Origin of the sequence: Eggerthella sinensis, assembly GCF_003339815.1 — a bacterium.
In the GTDB taxonomy this organism is placed as follows: domain Bacteria; phylum Actinomycetota; class Coriobacteriia; order Coriobacteriales; family Eggerthellaceae; genus Eggerthella; species Eggerthella sinensis.
In genome coordinates this window covers 168,439-185,226 of sequence record NZ_PPTT01000006.1, presented here as the reverse complement: position 1 = coordinate 185,226, position 16,788 = coordinate 168,439, and the positions used below count along the sequence as shown (strand labels likewise).

Here is a 16,788-nt window from a genome sequence, read left to right as displayed (position 1 = left end):
GGGTAGGATCGCCGCGCCGACACGCCGCGGCGCGGCGATCCTACCCCGCCCCTTCCCCCAAGGGGGTATGGTCGCGCGACACGGCAGCCCGTAGGCTGGAACGAGCCCCCCGGAAAGCGAGGAATCCCATGCGCATGAGCAGATGGACGCCGGAAATCGTACGGTTCATGGAGGACGCCTCCGCCTACACGCCGTACTTCGACGCGATGGCCGCCGCCGTGCGGCGCTTCGCCCCGTCGTGCGAGCGCGTCTGCGACGCGGGCTGCGGCATGGGGCAGCTCTCCTTCGCGCTCGCGCCGTACGCGGGCCACGTCGACGCGGTCGATCGGTCGGCGCGCGCCGTCGGCTACGTCCGCCGCCAGGCGCGGGAGCGAGGCGCGCATGCCGTGCGCCCGATCCGGGCCGACGTCGCCTCGCTGCGCCCGGCGCAGCCCTACGACCTCATGGTGTTCAGCTTGTCAGCCTCCCTCGATGCCGCGCTCTCCCTCGCGCGGCCGCGCTGCAGCGGCACGCTCGTCGTCGTCAACAAGGTGCACGACACCGAGCCCGACGGGGCCCCGCGGCCGCACGTGCACGACTTCGCCCACAGCCTCGCCGGCGTCAACGCGGCGGGCATCCCGTGCACGGGCACCGAGCTGTCGCTCGAGTTCGGCCAGCCTTTCCGTTCGCTCGCCGACGCGGCGCGCTACTGCGCGCTGTTCCGCACCCGCGACTTCCCCGCCGGCCCCTCGCGCACCGACCTCGCGGCGCTGCTCGACGAGACGGGCGACGACGTGTTCCCCTACTACCTTCCCGTCCGTCGCCGCCTCGCCCTGTTCGCCCTCGACCTCGCCGCCGTCGGCGAGGGGCGCGGCCCGCTGAGCCTCACGCGCCCCGCCTAGCGACGCAGCCCCTCCGGCACCGACCCCAGCCGACGGCGCGCCCCGAACGCAGAGGGGCCCGCAGCAACGCGCTGCGGGCCCCTCGTTCATGCGGATGGAACCGACCGGCTACTTGTCCTGCACGTGGCCCGTCTTCTCGGCCAGGGCCGCCTGGCCGGCAGCCAAGCGCGCCAGCGGCACGCGGTACGGGGAGCAGCTCACGTAGTCGAGCCCGATCGTGTGGAACATCTTCACGGAGTCGGGGTCGCCGCCGTGCTCGCCGCAGACGCCGCACACGAGGTCGGGGTTGCCCTCATGACCCAGCTCGACGCCCATCTTCACGAGCTTCGCCACGCCCGGATCGATGGTGGCGAAGGGGTTGTACGGCAGCAGGCGCTCGGCCAGGTACTGCGGGACGAACTCGGCCTCCACGTCGTCGCGGCTGAAGCCGAACGTCGTCTGGGTGAGGTCGTTCGTGCCGAAGGAGAAGAAGTCGGCAACCGCGCCGATCTCGTCGGCCGTGACGGCCGCGCGCGGCAGCTCGATCATCGTGCCCACGGGGATGTCGAGCTCGACGCCCTGCTCGGCGGCAACCTCGGCGATGGTGTCCTCGGCAACCTTGCGCAGCTTCTCAAGCTCGGCCACCACGGACACGAGCGGAATCATGACCTCGGGCTTCGGGTCGAGGCCCTCCTTCTTCAGCTCGGCGCAGGCCGTCGCGATGGCGCGCACCTGCATCACCGGCAGGATGGGGTACACGATGCCCAGACGGCAGCCGCGCAGGCCCAGCATGGGGTTCGACTCGCTCATGCCGTCGATCTGCTCCATGAGCAGGCGCTTCTCGGCGATGACGGCCTTGTCGCCGCCCGTGGCCTCCAGGCGCGCGATCTCCACGTCCAGCGCGCGCGGGCTCTCCAGGAACTCGTGCAGCGGCGGATCGAGCAGGCGCACGATCACCGGCAGGCCGTCCATGGCGCGGAACATGCCCAGGAAGTCGCCCGTCTGAGCATCGAGCAGCTCGGCGACGGCCTTCTCGCGCACGGCCGGGTCCTCGTTCAAGATGAACGTCTGGATGATGTTCTTGCGGTCGCCCAGGAACATGTGCTCGGTACGGCACAGGCCGATGCCCTCGGCGCCGAAGCCGCGGGACAGCTCGGCGTCCTCGGGGTTGTCGGCGTTCGCGCGCACGCCGAGCGTGCGGAACTCGTCGGCCCACTCGAGGATGGTGTCGAGGTCGCCCGTCATCTCCGGCAGCACGAGCTCCACGGCGCCCAGCACAACCGTGCCGGTGGTGCCGTCGATGGAGATCATGTCGCCTTCCTTGATGACGATGTCGGTGCCCACGACGGCCGCCTGCTTCTTCTCGGCGTCGATGCGCAGCGCCTCAACGCCGCAGACGCACGGGGCGCCCATGCCGCGGGCGATAACGGCCGCGTGCGACGTCTTGCCGCCGTGCGAGGTGAGGATGCCTTCGGCGGCGATCATGCCGGCCAGGTCGTCGGGGTTCGTCTCCCAGCGCACGAGCACGCACTTGCGGCCGGCCTCGGCGCACTCCACCGCGTCGGCGGCGGAGAACACGGCCTCGCCCACGGCGGCGCCGGGGGATGCGTTCAGGCCCTTGGCGATCACGTCGTAGGAGGCGTTCTTGTCGAACTGCGGATGCAGCAGCTGGTCGAGCTGCTCGGGGTCGACGCGCATGACAGCCTCCTCCTTCGAGATGAGGCCCTCCTTCTCCATCTCGATGGCGATGTGCAGCGCGGCGGCCGCGGTGCGCTTGCCCACGCGGGTCTGCAGCATCCACAGCTTGCCCTGCTCGATGGTGAACTCGATGTCGCACATGTCGCGGAAGTGGTTCTCGAGGGTGACGAACACCTCTTCAAGCTCGCGACCGGCCTCTTCGAGGCCTTCGACGTTCTTGAGGTCGGCGATGGGGCTCGTGTTGCGGATGCCGGCCACCACGTCTTCGCCCTGCGCGTTCACCAGGTAGTCGCCGTAGAATTCCTTCTCGCCGTTGGCGGGGTTGCGCGTGAACGCGACGCCGGTGGCGGAGGTGTTGCCCTTGTTGCCGAACACCATGGACTGCACGTTGACGGCGGTGCCCAGGTCGTCGGCGATCTTGTTCTGCTTGCGGTACAGCGTGGCGCGGGGGTTGTTCCAGCTGCCGAACACGGCCTCGATGGCCAGCTGCAGCTGCGTGCTCGGGTCCTGCGGGAACTGCACGGTGCCGTCGACGACGAGGCTCGGGTACTCCTCGGCGTTCACGTTCTCGGCGAAGATCTGCTTGAACTCGCTCACGAGCTCCTGCAGGTCGTCGGCCGACAGATCGGTGTCGGACGCCACGCCGCGCGCGTGCTTCATGGCCGTGATGGCGTTCTCGAACAGATCGCCGTCGAGGTTCATCACCACGTTGGAAAACATCTGGATGAAGCGACGGTAGGAGTCCCAGGCGAAGCGCGGGTTGTCGGTCTGCTTGATCAGGCCGTTGATGGACTGGTCGTTGAGGCCGAGGTTGAGCACCGTGTCCATCATGCCCGGCATGGACATGGGGGCGCCGGAGCGCACGGACACGAGCAGCGGATCTTCCGCATCGCCGATCTTCTTGCCCATGCGGGTCTCGAGATCCTCACGATACTCCTGGATGGTGTCGAGCGCGCCTGCGGGCCACGTGTTCTCCGCGTTGGCGTACTCCATGCAAGTCTGGCACGTGATGGTGAATCCCGGAGGGACGGGCAGCCCGATGTTGGCCATTTCGGCGAGGTTCGCGCCCTTGCCGCCGAGGATCGCCTTCATGGTGGTGTTGCCCTCAGTTACGTTGTTACCTTGTGCGTCTTTACCGAACGCATAGACTCGCTTGACTTCTTCAGTCACCTTTTTCTCCTTAACCCGACGTACCGACTTTACCGAACAATAAGAACCTTGGTCTCAGGCTGAGCTCATCATATCAGCCGATGGAGGATGAGCCCGCTCATAGTAGCGTAAAATCTCCTGCGCCGTTTCCTCAACGGCCCGATTTTCGGTGTGAATGACAATACAGCCCAGTTTGCGCATGAGCGCGCGGGCGTCTTCCAAATCCTGGTACACGTACTCGGGGTCGGCGTAGCGCGACGCGACGGCGCTCGCGCGCCCCAGCCGGCGCTGCCGGATGCCGATGAGCACGTCGGCCGTCGTCATGAGCCCGAACAGGCGCGTGCGGTCCACCTGCGCCAGCTCGGCGGGCGGCTCGGTGGTGGGATCGAGGGGGATGTTCGCCACCTTGTAGCCCTGCTGCGACAGGTAGATGGACGTGGGCGTCTTCGACGAGCGCGACACGCCCAAAAGCACGATGTCGGCCTGGTGCAGCTCCTGCGGGTTGCGGCCGTCGTCGTGGGCGATGGTGAACTCGATGGCCTCGATGCGCCGGAAGTAGTACTGGTCGGCCACGTGCAGGCCGCCCGGCTTCGTGGAGGGCTGCTTGCCCGTCATGTGCGCGATGGCGCCGATGGCGTCCGTCACGAGGTCCACCGCCACGATGTCCTCGCGGCCGCCGGCGTATTCGGCCAGCTGGCGCGAGAGGTCGCGGTCGACGAGCGTGTAGAACACGAGCATGCGCCCGTCGCCGGTGTTGCGCTTGTGCACGGCGCTGTGCTCGTCGATGAACTCCTTGATCTCCCCGAAGGAGCGCACCTTCGGCAGCACCTCGATGACGGGGTTCGTGACGCCGAACTGGGCGGCGGCCGCACGGGCCACCGCCTGGGCCGTCAAGCCCACCGAGTCGCTGATCACGTGGATCGTGGGCAACTCGGTGGAGCTTCCGTAGGCGATGAATTCGTCCATGGCTACTTGGCGCCCTTGGCCATCTTGCCGAAGTCCGCCACGTGGGCGAACACGGCGACGAAGCGGTTGAGCAGGCGCAGGCGGTTCTCGCGCAGGGCCTGGTCCTCGTCCATGATGAGCACGTCCTCGAAGAACGCGTCGATGGGCGCGCGCAGGGCCGCGAGGGCCGCGAGGGCGGCGGCGTAGTCGTCGGAGGCGAGGGCCTCCTCCACGCGCGTCGAGGCCTCGTCGGCGGCCTTGAGCAGGGCGCGCTCGGCGTCGGCGGCCAGCGCCTCGTCCACCTCGGCGCCCAGCTTCGCGTCGCGCAGGTTGTTCGCGCGGGCGTAGGCCGTTGCCAGGTCGGCGAACGTGTCGGGGTCGTCCACGCGGGCGGCCTCGAGGGCGCGCGTGCGGGCGATGATCTGCGCCGGCTCCTCCACGCCGGTGGCCAGCACGGCCTCCACGGCGTCGGGGGCGCAGCCGCTGTCGCGCAGGTTCACCTTCGTGCGCGTCACGAAGAAGTCGGCCACCTCGGCGCGCACGGCGTCGCGGTCGAAGTCGATGGCAGCGCCCGCGTACGTGCCGAGCGCCGCGTCGATGGCGGCGGCCAGCGACACCGGCAGGCCCGCTTCCAGCATGGCCACGATGCCGATGGCGCTGCGGCGCAGCGCGAACGGGTCGGACGAGCCGGTGGGACCCTGGCCCACGGCGAACAGGCCGCAGATGGTGTCCAGCTTGTCGGCCATGGCCACGATCTTGCCCACGTCGGAGGCGGGCGGCTCGTCGCCGGAGAAGCGCGGACGGTAGTGGTCGGCGATGGCGGCGGCCACCTGCGCGGCCTCGCCCGCGGCCTCGGCGTAATAGGAGCCCATGACGCCCTGCACGCTCGTGAACTCCACGACGGCGTTCGTCACGAGGTCGGCCTTCGCGAGCAGCGCGGCGCGCGCGACGTCGGCCGCGTCGGCATCGGAGAGCTGCGCGTCGGCGGCCAGATGCTTCGCCAGGGCCACGATGCGGTCGGCCTTCTCCTTCATGGTGCCCAGCGTCTCCTGGAACACCACTTCGTCCAAGCGGTCGACGTAGGTTTCCAGCGGGTGCTTGAGGTCCTCTTCGTAGAAGAACTTGGCGTCGGACAGGCGGGCGCGCACCACGCGCTCGTTGCCGTCGATGATGGTGGCGGCGTGCGCCGGGTCGCCGTTCGTCACGACGATGAAGTTGTTGGTGAGCTTGCCGGCCTCGTCGTACAGCGGGAAGTAGCGCTGGTGCATGAGCATAGCGTCGACGATGATCTCCTCGGGCACCTGCAGGAACTCCTCGTCGAACGTGCCCACGAGCACGGTGGGCTGCTCGCAGAGGTTCGTCACTTCGAGCAGCGTCTTCTCGGGCAGCTCGGCGCGGGCGCCGGTCTGCGCCTCGGCCTCGGCCACGCCCTCGCGGATGACGCGCTCGCGCGCCTGCTCGCTGCACACCACGTGCGCGGCCTCCACCACGCCCAGCAGGTCGGCGGCCGTGGCCACGACGTGCGGGCCGGGGGCCAGGAAGCGATGGCCGCGCGTGAGGTTGCCGGCCACGAGGCCCGCGAACTCCACGGGGATCACGCGCTCGTCGAGCAGCGCCACGAGCCAGCGCACGGGGCGCGAGAAGTACTCGCTCGTGGTGCCCCAGCGACACGACTTCGGCCACGCGATGCCGGTGATCACGCCCTCGAGCACGCCGGGCAGCAGCTCGGCCACGTCGCGGGCGGCGACGCTCTTCGTGGCGAACACGTACTCCACGCCGTTCTCCTCGCGGCGCTCGAGCGCGTCGACCTCGACGCCCTTGCCGCGCGCGAAGCCCGTGGCGGCCTTCGTCGGATTGCCGTCGGCGTCGAAGGCGATCTTCGCGGACGGGCCGCGGAACACCTCTTCGAGCGCCTCGGTCGCCTCGGCCACGTCGGCCACGATGGCGATAAGGCGGCGGGGCGTGGTGTAGACGGCCACGTCGCCGTGCGGGATGCGCACCTGGTCGAGCGCCTCGGGCACGAGCTTCTCGAGCTGAAGGGTGGCGCGATGCAGGTCGAACGCCGGGATCTCCTCGGTGCCGATCTCGAAAGCGAGGGTATGCAGGCTACTCACGGCCGGCCTCCTTCCCAGCGGCGTCCGCAGACGCGGCGGCGTCGCCCTCTTCGGCGGGCTTGAGCCCCACGACGTGCTCCATGTACGAGGCGCACACCGCCTTCGCGATGGTGCGCACGCGCAGGATGTAGGCCATGCGCTCGGTGGCCGAGATCACGCCGCGCGCATCGAGCAGGTTGAACGCGTGGCAGCACTTGAGCACGCTGTCGTAGGCCGGCAGCGGCAGGTTCGCCTCGAGCGTGCGCAGGCACTCGGCCTCGCGGTCGTTGAACTCCTGGAACAGGAAGTCGGTGTCGGCCACCTCGAAGTTGTAGCGCGAGTACTGGCGCTCGTTCTCGAGGTACACGTCGCCGTAGGTGAACACCACGCCGTCGTCGCCGCGGCTCCACACGATGTCGAACATGGAATCGACGCCCTGGATGTACATGGTGAGGCGCTCGAGGCCGTAGGCGATCTCCACGGGCACGGGGTTGCACTCGAAGCCGCCCACCTGCTGGAAGTAAGTGAACTGCGTCACCTCCATGCCGTCGATCCACACTTCCCAGCCCAGCCCCCATGCGCCGAGCGTCGGGCTTTCCCAGTCGTCCTCGACGAAGCGCACGTCATGCGCGTCCACGTCGATGCCGATGGCGCGCAGCGAGCCCAGGTACAGGTCCTGGATGTTGTCGGGCGAGGGCTTCATGAGCACCTGGAACTGGAAGTAGTGCTGGGTGCGGTTCGGGTTCTCGCCGTAGCGCCCGTCCGTCGGGCGGCGGCTGCCCTGCACGTAGCAGGTGCGCCACGTGTCGGGACCGAGCGAGCGCAGCGTGGTGGCCGGGGCGTTCGTGCCGGCGCCCACCTCGTTGTCGTAGGGCTGCAGCACGACGCAGCCCTGCGCGCCCCAGTAGCGCTGGAGGTTCATGATGACGTCCTGGAACGTCGGCGGAAGCTGCTCGGCAGCCCCCTGCTCCGCCTGGGCGGATGCATGTTCGGTTGACATGGTTCTCCTTGTCTCGATCAAACCCTACCGCTCGACGACGACGTTAGTCGAGCAGGCTGAAATCGTTCAGCGGCCAGTACACAAGCGCTCCCCTGCCCGTCACCGAAGAGACGGGGATGGCGCCGAAGAAGCGGGAATCCTGCGAGTTCGTGCGGTTGTCGCCCATCATCCACAGGTACCCTTCGGGCACGGTGTAGGGATAGGTGATGTCGCTCGCGAGGGTGTAGCTCGGTTTGCCGTCGGTGTACGGCTCGGTGAGCGGGACGCCGTCGACGTACACGAGGCCGTCCTCGTCGTTGATGTCGACGGTCTGCCCGCCCACGGCGATGCAGCGTTTGATGAGGATGCGGCCGGGGATCTCAGGGTCCTGGAACGTCACGATGTCGCCCGGCTCGGGGTCGCGGAAGTAGTAGCTCACCTTCTCGGAGAACACCATGTCGCCCACCATGATGGTCTCCTCCATGGAGCCGGAGGGAATCTCGTAGGCCTGGAACACGTACGTGCGCAGCACCCACGACAAGCCGAAAACGAAGGCCACCATGACGAGCAGGCTGATGAAGGTTCTGAGTATGCCCGGGCTCTGTCGTTCGGCGTGCTGTCCGGAATCCATGTAGTCTGTCTATCCTTTCGAACCGGGCACGATGCGCCCGAGTGAAGTCACGAGCACCTATGATAGCGCGTCTGCACGACGCGTCCCCCACGTTCGACAAAGTTTGCAGAAATTCCCGATCATCGGGCGAAAGCGGAAAAACCGCCGGCACTCCCGAGGAGGCGGCGGTTTTTCGGCGTTGCGGGAGCGACCCCGAAAGGTCAGCGGCGCACGGGGAAGCTGATGGCCCCGGCCGGGCAGTTCTCCGCGCAGTCGCGGCACTTCGAGCAGTCGTGCAGGCCCTCGTCGACGTGCGGGTCGAGCGCCTCCGGGCACAGATCGGCGCAGACCGTGCAGTCCACGCCCTTGGTGCGCAGGCACCTCCCCTCGTCCACCTTCGGCCGGAACAGGCGGTTGGGCAAGCTGAGCAGGGAAAGCAAAGCGCCCAGGGGGCAGAACCGGGAGCACCACTTCCGCAGCACCGTCACCTCGAGGATGAGGAGCAAGGGGAACAGCACGACGCCCCACGAAAGCGTCTGGATGCCGAACAGCTGCACGAGCGCGATGATGCTGGCGAACGTCAAGCCGACAGGGCACACGAGGCAGAACACCGGGAACCCGAACACGGCCGCGCTCAGCAGCGTGCCGCCCAGCACGATATGGCGCGAGTCGAGCGCGGCGCGGGGCTCCTTCGAGCAGCTCGCGCACGCGCCGCAGCTCCCGGCGCGGCGCGGGGCGGGCCGCACCGCATGGAGCCCCGCCGCCTCGCTGCCGTCCTCCCGCTTCGTCTTCGTCGACGCGATGCGCGGGACGTTGCGCCGGACGGCGTCGAAGCAGGAGCGGATGCTCGGCACCGGGCACACCCACGAGCAGAAGAACTTGCCCAGCACGACGGCCGCCGCGACCACGACGAGCAAGAACACGAGCGCCTGCGGAACGAGCAGCTTCGCCGCCAGCATCGACTCCAACGCCCCGAGCGGGCAGATCGAGGCGATGGACTCCCACCCGAACGACGAGAGCGCGCCCGTGCCGCCCACGTTGAGCACGATGGCCGCGCATGCGGCCAGAAAGACGGCCCCCACCGCCACGCGGCGCGCGAGGGGCTTCTTCACCGGGCGCTCGTGCAGCGCGGCGTCCGCCGGCGCGGCCTCGCCCGCCGCGGCGGGCGCATCGGCGTCCGGCGCCTGCCCCGTGAACGCCGCCTCTTCCGGATCAGCCGCGATGCCGTTCGCATCGACCATGGTCGACCCCCTTCCTCGCGGCGTCACGCCTCTGCGTCCGCCGCGCGTCGAACGATATTGATGCCGCGCGGAATCGTGCCGGTTTGCCGGTAGTAGGCCAGCGAGCTCACATAGGACGCCTCGCCCGCCTCGGCCCGCTCCTGCAGCGCGGCCACGCCCACGAGCTGGCGGTACGACGCGCTCGGGCACACGGCCTCGCACTTGCCGCAGCCGTTGCACTTCTCGGGCAGCACCTCGGGGCGCTGCTCGTCGTTCATGACGACGGCCTCGTAGGGGCAGGCGTCCACGCACAGACGGCATCCCGTGGGCGTCTGTCCCAGCTGCGGGAAGTTGATGCAGTACACCGGGTCGATCACCGCCTCGCCGATGCGCTCCCGGCTCTCGTCGAAGGCCTGCAGCGCGCCGGTCGGGCAGTTCGCGATGCACTTCTTGGTCTGCCCGCCCACGTGGTCGGGGTCGCAGAAGTTGCAGTACCCGATGTCCGCCTCGTGGTACTCCGTCGTTCCCAGCGTGCGCTCGAGGGCGTGGTTGCGGAAGTTGAGCCGGGGCGTGCGCACGTTCAGCAGCCCGTCCTCCACGCCCGTGCTCTCGATGGCGCGCATCGGGCAGGCCTGCCGGCAGCGGTCGCAGCGGATGCAGGCGCTCAGCAGGCGGTCTTCGTCCTGACCGCCGGGAGGCCGCAGGAGCTGACGCTCGGTAGCCCACGCGTAGCGCCCCGCGCCGCCCAACCCCAGCAACGCCGCCGCGGCCACGCCGCCCGCGATGAGCGAGCGGCGCGAAATCACCGGGCCGTTCATGTTCACCGCACCTCGGCCTCGAGGTCCTGCAGCGTTTGCAGGTCGAGCTCGAGGTAGCCCTTCGTGATCTTGAGGACCCCGCGGTAGAACCGCGTTTGCAGCATGGCCAGAGCCAGCTCCATGAACTGCGGGAACCACGTCAGGATATGCTCCTCGATGAAGCACCGCGAACGGTCGAGCTTCTGCAGGGCCTCGTCGAGCTCGCCCGCCCGCAGATGGCGCGCCGCTTCCTCGGAGAGCACCGCCAAAAACTCCAGCTCGAAGGACAGGTGGCTCTCCGGCATGCCGCTGTTGTCGGCGAGGCGCAGGCACTGCTCCCCGTAGACGCGGCTCACCTCGTTGCGCGGGGCGCCGTAGGTGAGCCTCGCATCGTCCAGGAACACCGAGGCGTTCGGCACGCAGTAGCGTCCCTTGTAGGCTTCGGCCCCGCCGAACGTGCTCGTCCATTCGGTGGCCAGGATGCGCCTCGTGCCCGTATGCCGTTTGCGCAGGACGCGGCGGATGTCGTCGAACCCCTCGTCGAGCAGGGTCTCCCCCACCACGTAGCGGCTGTAGTCCTCTTCGGCCATACGGTCGATCTGCTCCTGCGAAAGCGGCTTGAAGTACAGGCCCGCCAGCATCAGGTAGAACCCGGATCGGCTTTCCAGCACGTCGCACATCTCTTCGAGCAGCTCGCTTTCGAGCGTTTTCTCAGCTTGCATACCGCATCGTCCTTCCTATGCCCGAGCCGCGCACGTCGCGTCGGCCGCCACCTTGAGGCCGGCTTCGGTCGCCTGCCAGCCGCCGTCGTAGAACAGCGCCCCGGCGCGCTCCAGCTTGTCCACGAACACCGAGGGTTGCACGCCCCCGTCGCCCGCCTCGCGGCTCAGCCCGGCCACGGCCTGCCCGCGCAGGAACACGTCGACGTCCGCGAACGAGTGCTTGTCCCGCAAGAAGCCCACGATGGAAAGGTAGGCGTCGCGGCGCGCGGGCGCGTCGTCGAGCAGCGCGCGGAAGCGCCGCTCGGGGTCGAGCCGCGCGGCCGCCTCCTTGCCCACCGCGGTGATCCGGTAGGCGAAACCCGCCACCAGATCGTCCACCTCGTTCTCGGTGAGGCCGGCCTTGTCCGCTTCGAGCACGACCTTGCCTGCCCCGTCGAGCTCGAAGAGCTCGAGGCCGTGATGGTTCACCAGCTCGGTGATGAGCGCGTGCTGATCGCGCGTGGCCGCCTTGAACGCCGGCCACGACGCGATGCGCTCCTCCAGCTCGGACAAACCCACGCGCTCGGCGCAGCTGACGAGGATCTGGTAGTCGAGCTCGCGGATGAGCGGTTCGAACTGCATGAACCTCACCAGCTGCTCCACCTTCTCCTCGAAGGTCAAGTCCGGCTGGGCCTTCTTCTCGGCGATGTCTTTGTTCGCGGGTTCGTCCGCTTGGGTCTTGTCCGACATGGGATTGCCTTTCTCGAATTAGAACAGGTACAGGCCGCGGTTGACCGTCGCTTCCCAGATGAAATTGAGCTGGTAGGCGGCAACCGCCCACATGAGCAGACGCACGCACAGCGCGCCGCCCACCCCCGCGAGCACGCCGGCGACGGCGAGCGGCAACGTGGGCGCCTTGAAGGCGAACCATGCGGCCGCGCCTGCCGTGGCCAGCGCGAACGCCAGCGACAGGACGGCGAACAGCACGGCGTCGCCCTCGAGCAGCCCCGCGCCGCCCAGGCCGGCCGCGTAGACGGCGTCCGCCACGACGGCCAGCACGGCCAGGCCGCACGCCGCCTTGCCGATCAGGCGCAGGCCCGCCTCGTCCTCGGCCCTGCCCGCGGCGATCGCCGCATAGGCGAGCGCGCCGAGGGCGAGCGAGGTGAACAGGTAGCCGAACGCGAGCGCGATCTGATGCCAGCCCGGCTGCGCGGCCACCTCGAAGTACGCGTAGCCCTGCAGGAACGAGGCCGCCACGCCGATGAGGATGGAGCACACCGCCAGCACCTTCTCGCCCGCCTTGTTCTCCATCGACACGACCAGCAAGAACACGAGGGCCGCCACGCCGCCGAACGCCAGGCCCAGAAGCTCCAGGGCGATGCCCGAGAACGAGAGCAGGTTCGCGATGGCGCCCATGAAGCGCTCGGGGTGCGCGAGGTGGAACACGCTCATCAGGCCGCCCACGCCCAGCAGCACGATCGCGCCGATCAGGGCGATCTGCTTGGTCTTCTTACCGGGCTCGGCGGCCAGCTGCGCGAGGCCGGCGGTGGCAAGCAGGCCGAACCCCGCGCCCGCGATCAACGTGAACAGCACCAAAGGCCATTGGATTCCGATTTCCATGATGGTCTACAGCTCCTTCCATTGCGCGACGGACGGGGACAGGATGTAGCGGCACGTGGGATGCGCGCCCGACGGGTCGGATATGGCGTGCACGTTCTCAGAGCCTTCGCCGCCGGCTGCCGCGAGCGCCTTCGACGCCGCGGAGTTCGGATCGTCCAAGTCGCCGTAGTAGCGCGCGCCGCAGCAGCAGTTGTGCACGCAGGGCGGCACGGCATGCTCCTCGTCGAAGCTGTCGTTGAGGTTCTCCACGCCGTCGGACTTAGCCGTGAGGTGGTTGCACAGGGTGCACTTCTCCACGACGCCCTCGCCCTCGTTGAACTGCCGCACGCCGAACGGGCAGGCGTACATGCAGTACTGGCATCCGATGCACAGCTCCTTGTTGATCATCACCACGTTGTTGTTCGGATCGCGGTACGACGCGCCCGTGGGGCACACGCCCACGCAGGGCGCGTTCTCGCACTGCTGGCACTGCATGGGCATCCAGTACATCTCGATGTCGGGGTACTCCCCCGTGGGCCCGATGGCCATCACGCGGTTCCAGAACGATCCGAGCTTGATGTTGTTCTCGTACTTGCACGCCACCGTGCACGAATCGCAGCCCGAGCAGCGATTCAGATCGATGACCAAAGTTCGTCTTGCCATGGTGCGCCCCCTAGTTCTTGAAAGTCTCGTTGGTAAACGTGTGCGCTTCGTCGAACGTGACCACCGGCGTCCAGCTGGCCGCGGGATCGCTCATCGTCTCTTCGAACGGGTGCGCGTCGACGTACTGGTTCTTGTTCGTGTACATGAGCGGCTGGAACTCCTCCGGCTCCACCCATACGCGCGCCGGCTTCTCGGCCTTCTCCACCTTCACGCAGAAGCCGCGGTTGGTGTAGGAGCCGTAGCATTCGTTGAACGGCGCGGTGTTCTTGGTCAGGATGTTCACGTTGCACTCCTGCCAGCCGCCGCTCTTCGTCTCCTGCGAGGAGTCGAAGCACTCGGGGTTCCAGAAGCGCTCCATCCACACCACGTTCTCGTGCATGCCGTCGGTGACGTACACGCGCGCATGCGTCGAGCCGCGGCGCGAGGTGACCTTCACCCAGTCCATGTGCGCAAGCCCGTACTTCTCGGCCGTCTTGCTGTTCATGCGCAAGTCGGGCGCGGGCCATATCTCGCGCATGTAGGGCGCCTGGCGCTGCGTGCCGTGGTGCGTGTAGTACACGCGGCCGCTCGTGAGCGTGAGGGGGTACTCGGCGTCGTAGCCCTCCGTGCCCTCGAGCGGGCTCTCGGCCGGCTCGATGTGTTGGCAGATGGGAGCGTAGGTGCCCTCGTACTCGCCCTGCCCGATGGACGGGTCGACGTCCACCTGCGCGCGCGGATAGCAGCAGGGGAAGCCCGTCTTCGCCAGCTGCACGAGCATCTGGGCGTACACCTCGAACTTGCGGCTCTCGGTGCCGAAGCCCGCCTTCAGGCCGTCGACGGCCATCTTCTCGTGCTGCTCGTACGTCCAGAAATCGTCCGGCGAGCTCCACCAGCGATGCGTGCCGTCCGCCTGCAGCTTGCCGCCGCCCTCGCCCGCCACCGGCGTCTGGTACTGCTCGGGGTTGGCGTGCAGGGCCTCCATGTCCGGCGCGCCGAAGCGCTCGGCGAACGACTGCTGGATGCGCTCGTCCGACTCCTCGCCGAACATGATGCCGGGAGGCAGGGGGAAGCGCAGGTTGAACTTGCTGCGGTCGATCTCGTGCAGGTACGAGGCGCCCTTCGACGTGGTGAGGAAGCCGTCGACGGCAACCGTCGGGTTGTCCTGGTACGTCTTGTTCGTGGCCTGCCCCACCGCGCCCAGCACGATGTCCTCGCCGGCTTCCAGCTTGGCGTTCAGCAGCTCGGCCACCTTGCCCGTCACCTTCTTGGGCGCCACGAAGTTCGACACCGTCTCGCCCAGGTGCAGGATGGGGAACATGCCGAACTTGAAGTTGAGCTGGCCCGTGTCCGTCGTGTCGGGCGAGGGGTCCTTGATCTCGCCCTCAGTGGTGATGTCGCGCCCGTCGTGGCTCGTGACTTCGAGCCACTCCTCGATGGGGAAGATGAGGTCGGCCACTTCGGCCTGGAACGAGGTGATCATCGGATGCTGGCAGATGCAGAAGTCGATCTCGGGGAACACGTCGTACCACGACTTCGCGTTGCCCAGCATGGCCAGCTTGTTGCCCGACATGTCGAACCACACGCGCGGCTTGTAGGGCTCGCCGGTTTTGATGGCCTCGAGCACCGACGGGATATGGCTGTGCTCCCAGTGGTACAGGCCCTTGTGGTTCTTCATGCCCAAGCGGTCGAGGCGCAGCTGGTTCGTGACGTACAGCAGCTCCGCGGAGTGCGGCGTGGGGAATCCGTCGGGATCGGGCGCGAACGCTTCGAGGCGCGCGGCGTTCTCCTCGGGCGAGTTGCCCACGATGTAGCCCACGCCGCAGTCGTGCACAATGTCCACGTTGCGGTACTGGAAGATGGTGGTCGGGCGCAGCGCCTTGCCCGCGTCGTCGGTTTTCGCCGGCGCGTTCTGCGTGAGCGTGCAGCCGGGCTTGTTCACGTAGCCCATGATGGCGTCGAGGCCGCACAGGCCCACGGGAAGCTGATGGGCGATCTGCTCCATGTCGGAGGACACGCCGTGGCAGATGCCGCCGCACTTCCCCTCCTTCAGGGGCGCGGTGTACAGCAGGATGGCCTTCTCGTTGACGTCCGCCGGCACCCAGGTGACCTTCTCGGTCTGCTCGAGCGTCCATACCGCGGCGGCCTCTTTGTAGATCTGCCCGGCGCTGCGGGCCGTCACGCCCAGCTCGTCGATGGTGCCGCTCCAGAAGATCTCGGGGTCCACGCTCTCGTCCTGGTACTCGAAGGGCACGAGCACGCCGGTCTTGGCGTCGAAGCACACGTAGGCCGGGGTGTCGGCAGGCGTGCTCTGCACGTAGTCGGGCCAGATGTCGGTGGCGCGGTACGGCAGCTTCGTGTCTTCGTTGACGATGAAGGGCAGGTTCGTCCACTGCTTGGTGAACTCCCGGTCGAACAGCTCGTGCTCGATGATGTAGTTCCACCACGACAGCGCGAGCGCGCCGTCGGCGCCGGGCCGCACGCGCAGCCACACGTCGGCCTTCACGGCGTCGGGGCTCATGTTCGGGTCCACCACCACCGTCTTGCAGCCGGCATCGCGCAGCTCGGCCATGCCGCGGCCCGACTGGGCCGTCTGCGACACCGAGGGCTGCGCGCCCCACAGCACGAGCATCTTCGTGTCGATCCCGTCGGCGTAGCCCTTCTTGTTCTCGTCGTCGATCTGGTCCCACACGCCCATCTTCTCGTACCAGCGCTTCGCGATGCCCTTGAACGGCTCCTGGGCCGCCGCGTCGGCGATGGACTGGTCGGCGCCGCCGTACATGAAGAGCGCCACGGAGTAGCGCGGCAGGTAGCACTGCGCGCAGCCCGGCTCGAACACCGTGGGAGAGCCGAGCGAATGGCTCATGGTGATGGCCTGGCGCATCGCGTAGGACCCGCCGCCGCCCACCGAGGTGAAGAACGAGTACGTACCGTACTTCTCGATGGATTCGGCGATCTTGGTGGCCGCGAGGTCGATGGCCTCGTCCCACGAGATGCGCTCCCACGCCATCTCCTCGGCGCCGCGCGGGCCCGAGCGCTTGAGCGGGTACAGCACGCGACGCGGGCTGTAGCAGTTGTTGATCTGGTTCATGCCCTTCATGCAGAAGGCACCCAGCGACGTGGGCGCGTAGGGATGGCCCTCGATCTTCACGACGATCCCGTTCTCCACGTACACGCGGCAGGGGCAGGCCTGGATGCAGCCGCGGCACGTCGAGACGTACGTCTTGCGCTGGCCGGCGGCCGAAGCGTCGGCGGCCCACGCCTTATCGGTTTTCTGAAGCTTCCCCCCGTACTGCGTGCCCAGTGCCGCAGCGGCGCCCGTCAGGGATGCCGCCTTGATGAAGGAGCGTCTGGTCAATCCCTCACTCGTCATAGAACTTCCTTTCTTTGGCAGATGGCATAACGCTACGAGCGCCATTCTTGCCGCTGACGAAAGGGCGAGCAATGATCCTGAGGTATGAAAAACGCAGGTGAGGGGAATATAACCTTCTGGGTGAT

13 protein-coding genes are annotated in these 16,788 nt (G+C 67.9%); 1 reads left to right on the top strand and 12 read right to left on the bottom strand.

The annotated features are described in order from the left end of the window. Positions 1-134 precede the first annotated feature (134 nt). Entirely contained in the window at positions 135-881 is a 747-nt protein-coding gene (locus C1876_RS05410) for a class I SAM-dependent methyltransferase (RefSeq protein WP_158544626.1), read from the top strand. Positions 882-989: 108 nt separating this feature from the next. Here the strand turns inward: C1876_RS05410 and ppdK are convergent, their stop codons facing one another. From ppdK to C1876_RS17605, 12 genes are all read right to left on the bottom strand, one after another. Then, complete coding sequence (gene ppdK / locus C1876_RS05405; protein ID WP_114545695.1) at positions 990-3,728, bottom strand: pyruvate, phosphate dikinase; 2,739 nt, start codon at positions 3,726-3,728, stop codon at positions 990-992. A 54-nt stretch (positions 3,729-3,782) separates the two neighbouring features. Continuing rightward, entirely contained in the window at positions 3,783-4,673 is an 891-nt protein-coding gene (locus tag C1876_RS05400) for a pyruvate, water dikinase regulatory protein (RefSeq protein ID WP_114545694.1), read from the bottom strand. Between the two features lie 2 nt (positions 4,674-4,675). Beyond that, entirely contained in the window at positions 4,676-6,766 is a 2,091-nt protein-coding gene (glyS, locus tag C1876_RS05395; RefSeq protein WP_114545693.1) for a glycine--tRNA ligase subunit beta, read from the bottom strand. After that, entirely contained in the window at positions 6,759-7,745 is a 987-nt protein-coding gene (locus tag C1876_RS05390) for a glycine--tRNA ligase subunit alpha (protein WP_114545692.1), read from the bottom strand. Before C1876_RS05390 ends, glyS begins: the two co-directional genes overlap by 8 nt. A 43-nt stretch (positions 7,746-7,788) precedes the next feature. Beyond that, the gene (gene lepB, locus C1876_RS05385) at positions 7,789-8,355 is read right to left on the bottom strand and encodes a signal peptidase I (protein WP_114545691.1); all 567 of its coding nucleotides are present in this window, start codon (positions 8,353-8,355) and stop codon (positions 7,789-7,791) included. A gap of 200 nt (positions 8,356-8,555) precedes the next feature. Next, positions 8,556-9,575, bottom strand: coding sequence for a 4Fe-4S binding protein (locus C1876_RS05380; RefSeq protein WP_114545690.1), 1,020 nt, complete (start codon positions 9,573-9,575; stop codon positions 8,556-8,558). A gap of 23 nt (positions 9,576-9,598) precedes the next feature. After that, the gene (locus tag C1876_RS05375; protein WP_114545689.1) at positions 9,599-10,372 is read right to left on the bottom strand and encodes a 4Fe-4S dicluster domain-containing protein; all 774 of its coding nucleotides are present in this window, start codon (positions 10,370-10,372) and stop codon (positions 9,599-9,601) included. A gap of 2 nt (positions 10,373-10,374) precedes the next feature. Then, a complete protein-coding gene (locus C1876_RS05370) occupies positions 10,375-11,073 on the bottom strand; it encodes a TorD/DmsD family molecular chaperone (RefSeq protein ID WP_114545688.1) in 699 nt (232 codons plus the stop codon). A gap of 15 nt (positions 11,074-11,088) precedes the next feature. Then, positions 11,089-11,802, bottom strand: a complete 714-nt coding sequence (locus C1876_RS05365) for a hypothetical protein (RefSeq protein WP_114545687.1) — start codon at positions 11,800-11,802, stop codon at positions 11,089-11,091. A gap of 18 nt (positions 11,803-11,820) precedes the next feature. Beyond that, entirely contained in the window at positions 11,821-12,672 is an 852-nt protein-coding gene (locus C1876_RS05360) for a DmsC/YnfH family molybdoenzyme membrane anchor subunit (RefSeq protein WP_114545686.1), read from the bottom strand. Positions 12,673-12,678: 6 nt separating this feature from the next. Further along, a complete protein-coding gene (locus C1876_RS05355; RefSeq protein ID WP_114545685.1) occupies positions 12,679-13,314 on the bottom strand; it encodes a 4Fe-4S dicluster domain-containing protein in 636 nt (211 codons plus the stop codon). 10 nt (positions 13,315-13,324) lie between these two features. Further along, a complete protein-coding gene (locus tag C1876_RS17605) occupies positions 13,325-16,663 on the bottom strand; it encodes a molybdopterin-containing oxidoreductase family protein (protein ID WP_158544624.1) in 3,339 nt (1,112 codons plus the stop codon). Between the last annotated feature and the right edge of the window lie 125 nt (positions 16,664-16,788).

Coding starts and splice junctions, on each gene's coding strand:
- C1876_RS05410 (WP_158544626.1), top strand. CDS start 135: ATGAGCAGATGGACGCCGGAAATCGTACGGTTCATGGAGGACGCCTCC.
- C1876_RS05400 (WP_114545694.1), bottom strand. CDS start 4,673: ATGGACGAATTCATCGCCTACGGAAGCTCCACCGAGTTGCCCACGATC.
- C1876_RS05390 (WP_114545692.1), bottom strand. CDS start 7,745: ATGTCAACCGAACATGCATCCGCCCAGGCGGAGCAGGGGGCTGCCGAG.
- lepB (WP_114545691.1), bottom strand. CDS start 8,355: ATGGATTCCGGACAGCACGCCGAACGACAGAGCCCGGGCATACTCAGA.
- C1876_RS05380 (WP_114545690.1), bottom strand. CDS start 9,575: ATGGTCGATGCGAACGGCATCGCGGCTGATCCGGAAGAGGCGGCGTTC.
- C1876_RS05375 (WP_114545689.1), bottom strand. CDS start 10,372: ATGAACGGCCCGGTGATTTCGCGCCGCTCGCTCATCGCGGGCGGCGTG.
- C1876_RS05370 (WP_114545688.1), bottom strand. CDS start 11,073: ATGCAAGCTGAGAAAACGCTCGAAAGCGAGCTGCTCGAAGAGATGTGC.
- C1876_RS05365 (WP_114545687.1), bottom strand. CDS start 11,802: ATGTCGGACAAGACCCAAGCGGACGAACCCGCGAACAAAGACATCGCC.
- C1876_RS05360 (WP_114545686.1), bottom strand. CDS start 12,672: ATGGAAATCGGAATCCAATGGCCTTTGGTGCTGTTCACGTTGATCGCG.
- C1876_RS05355 (WP_114545685.1), bottom strand. CDS start 13,314: ATGGCAAGACGAACTTTGGTCATCGATCTGAATCGCTGCTCGGGCTGC.
- C1876_RS17605 (WP_158544624.1), bottom strand. CDS start 16,663: ATGACGAGTGAGGGATTGACCAGACGCTCCTTCATCAAGGCGGCATCC.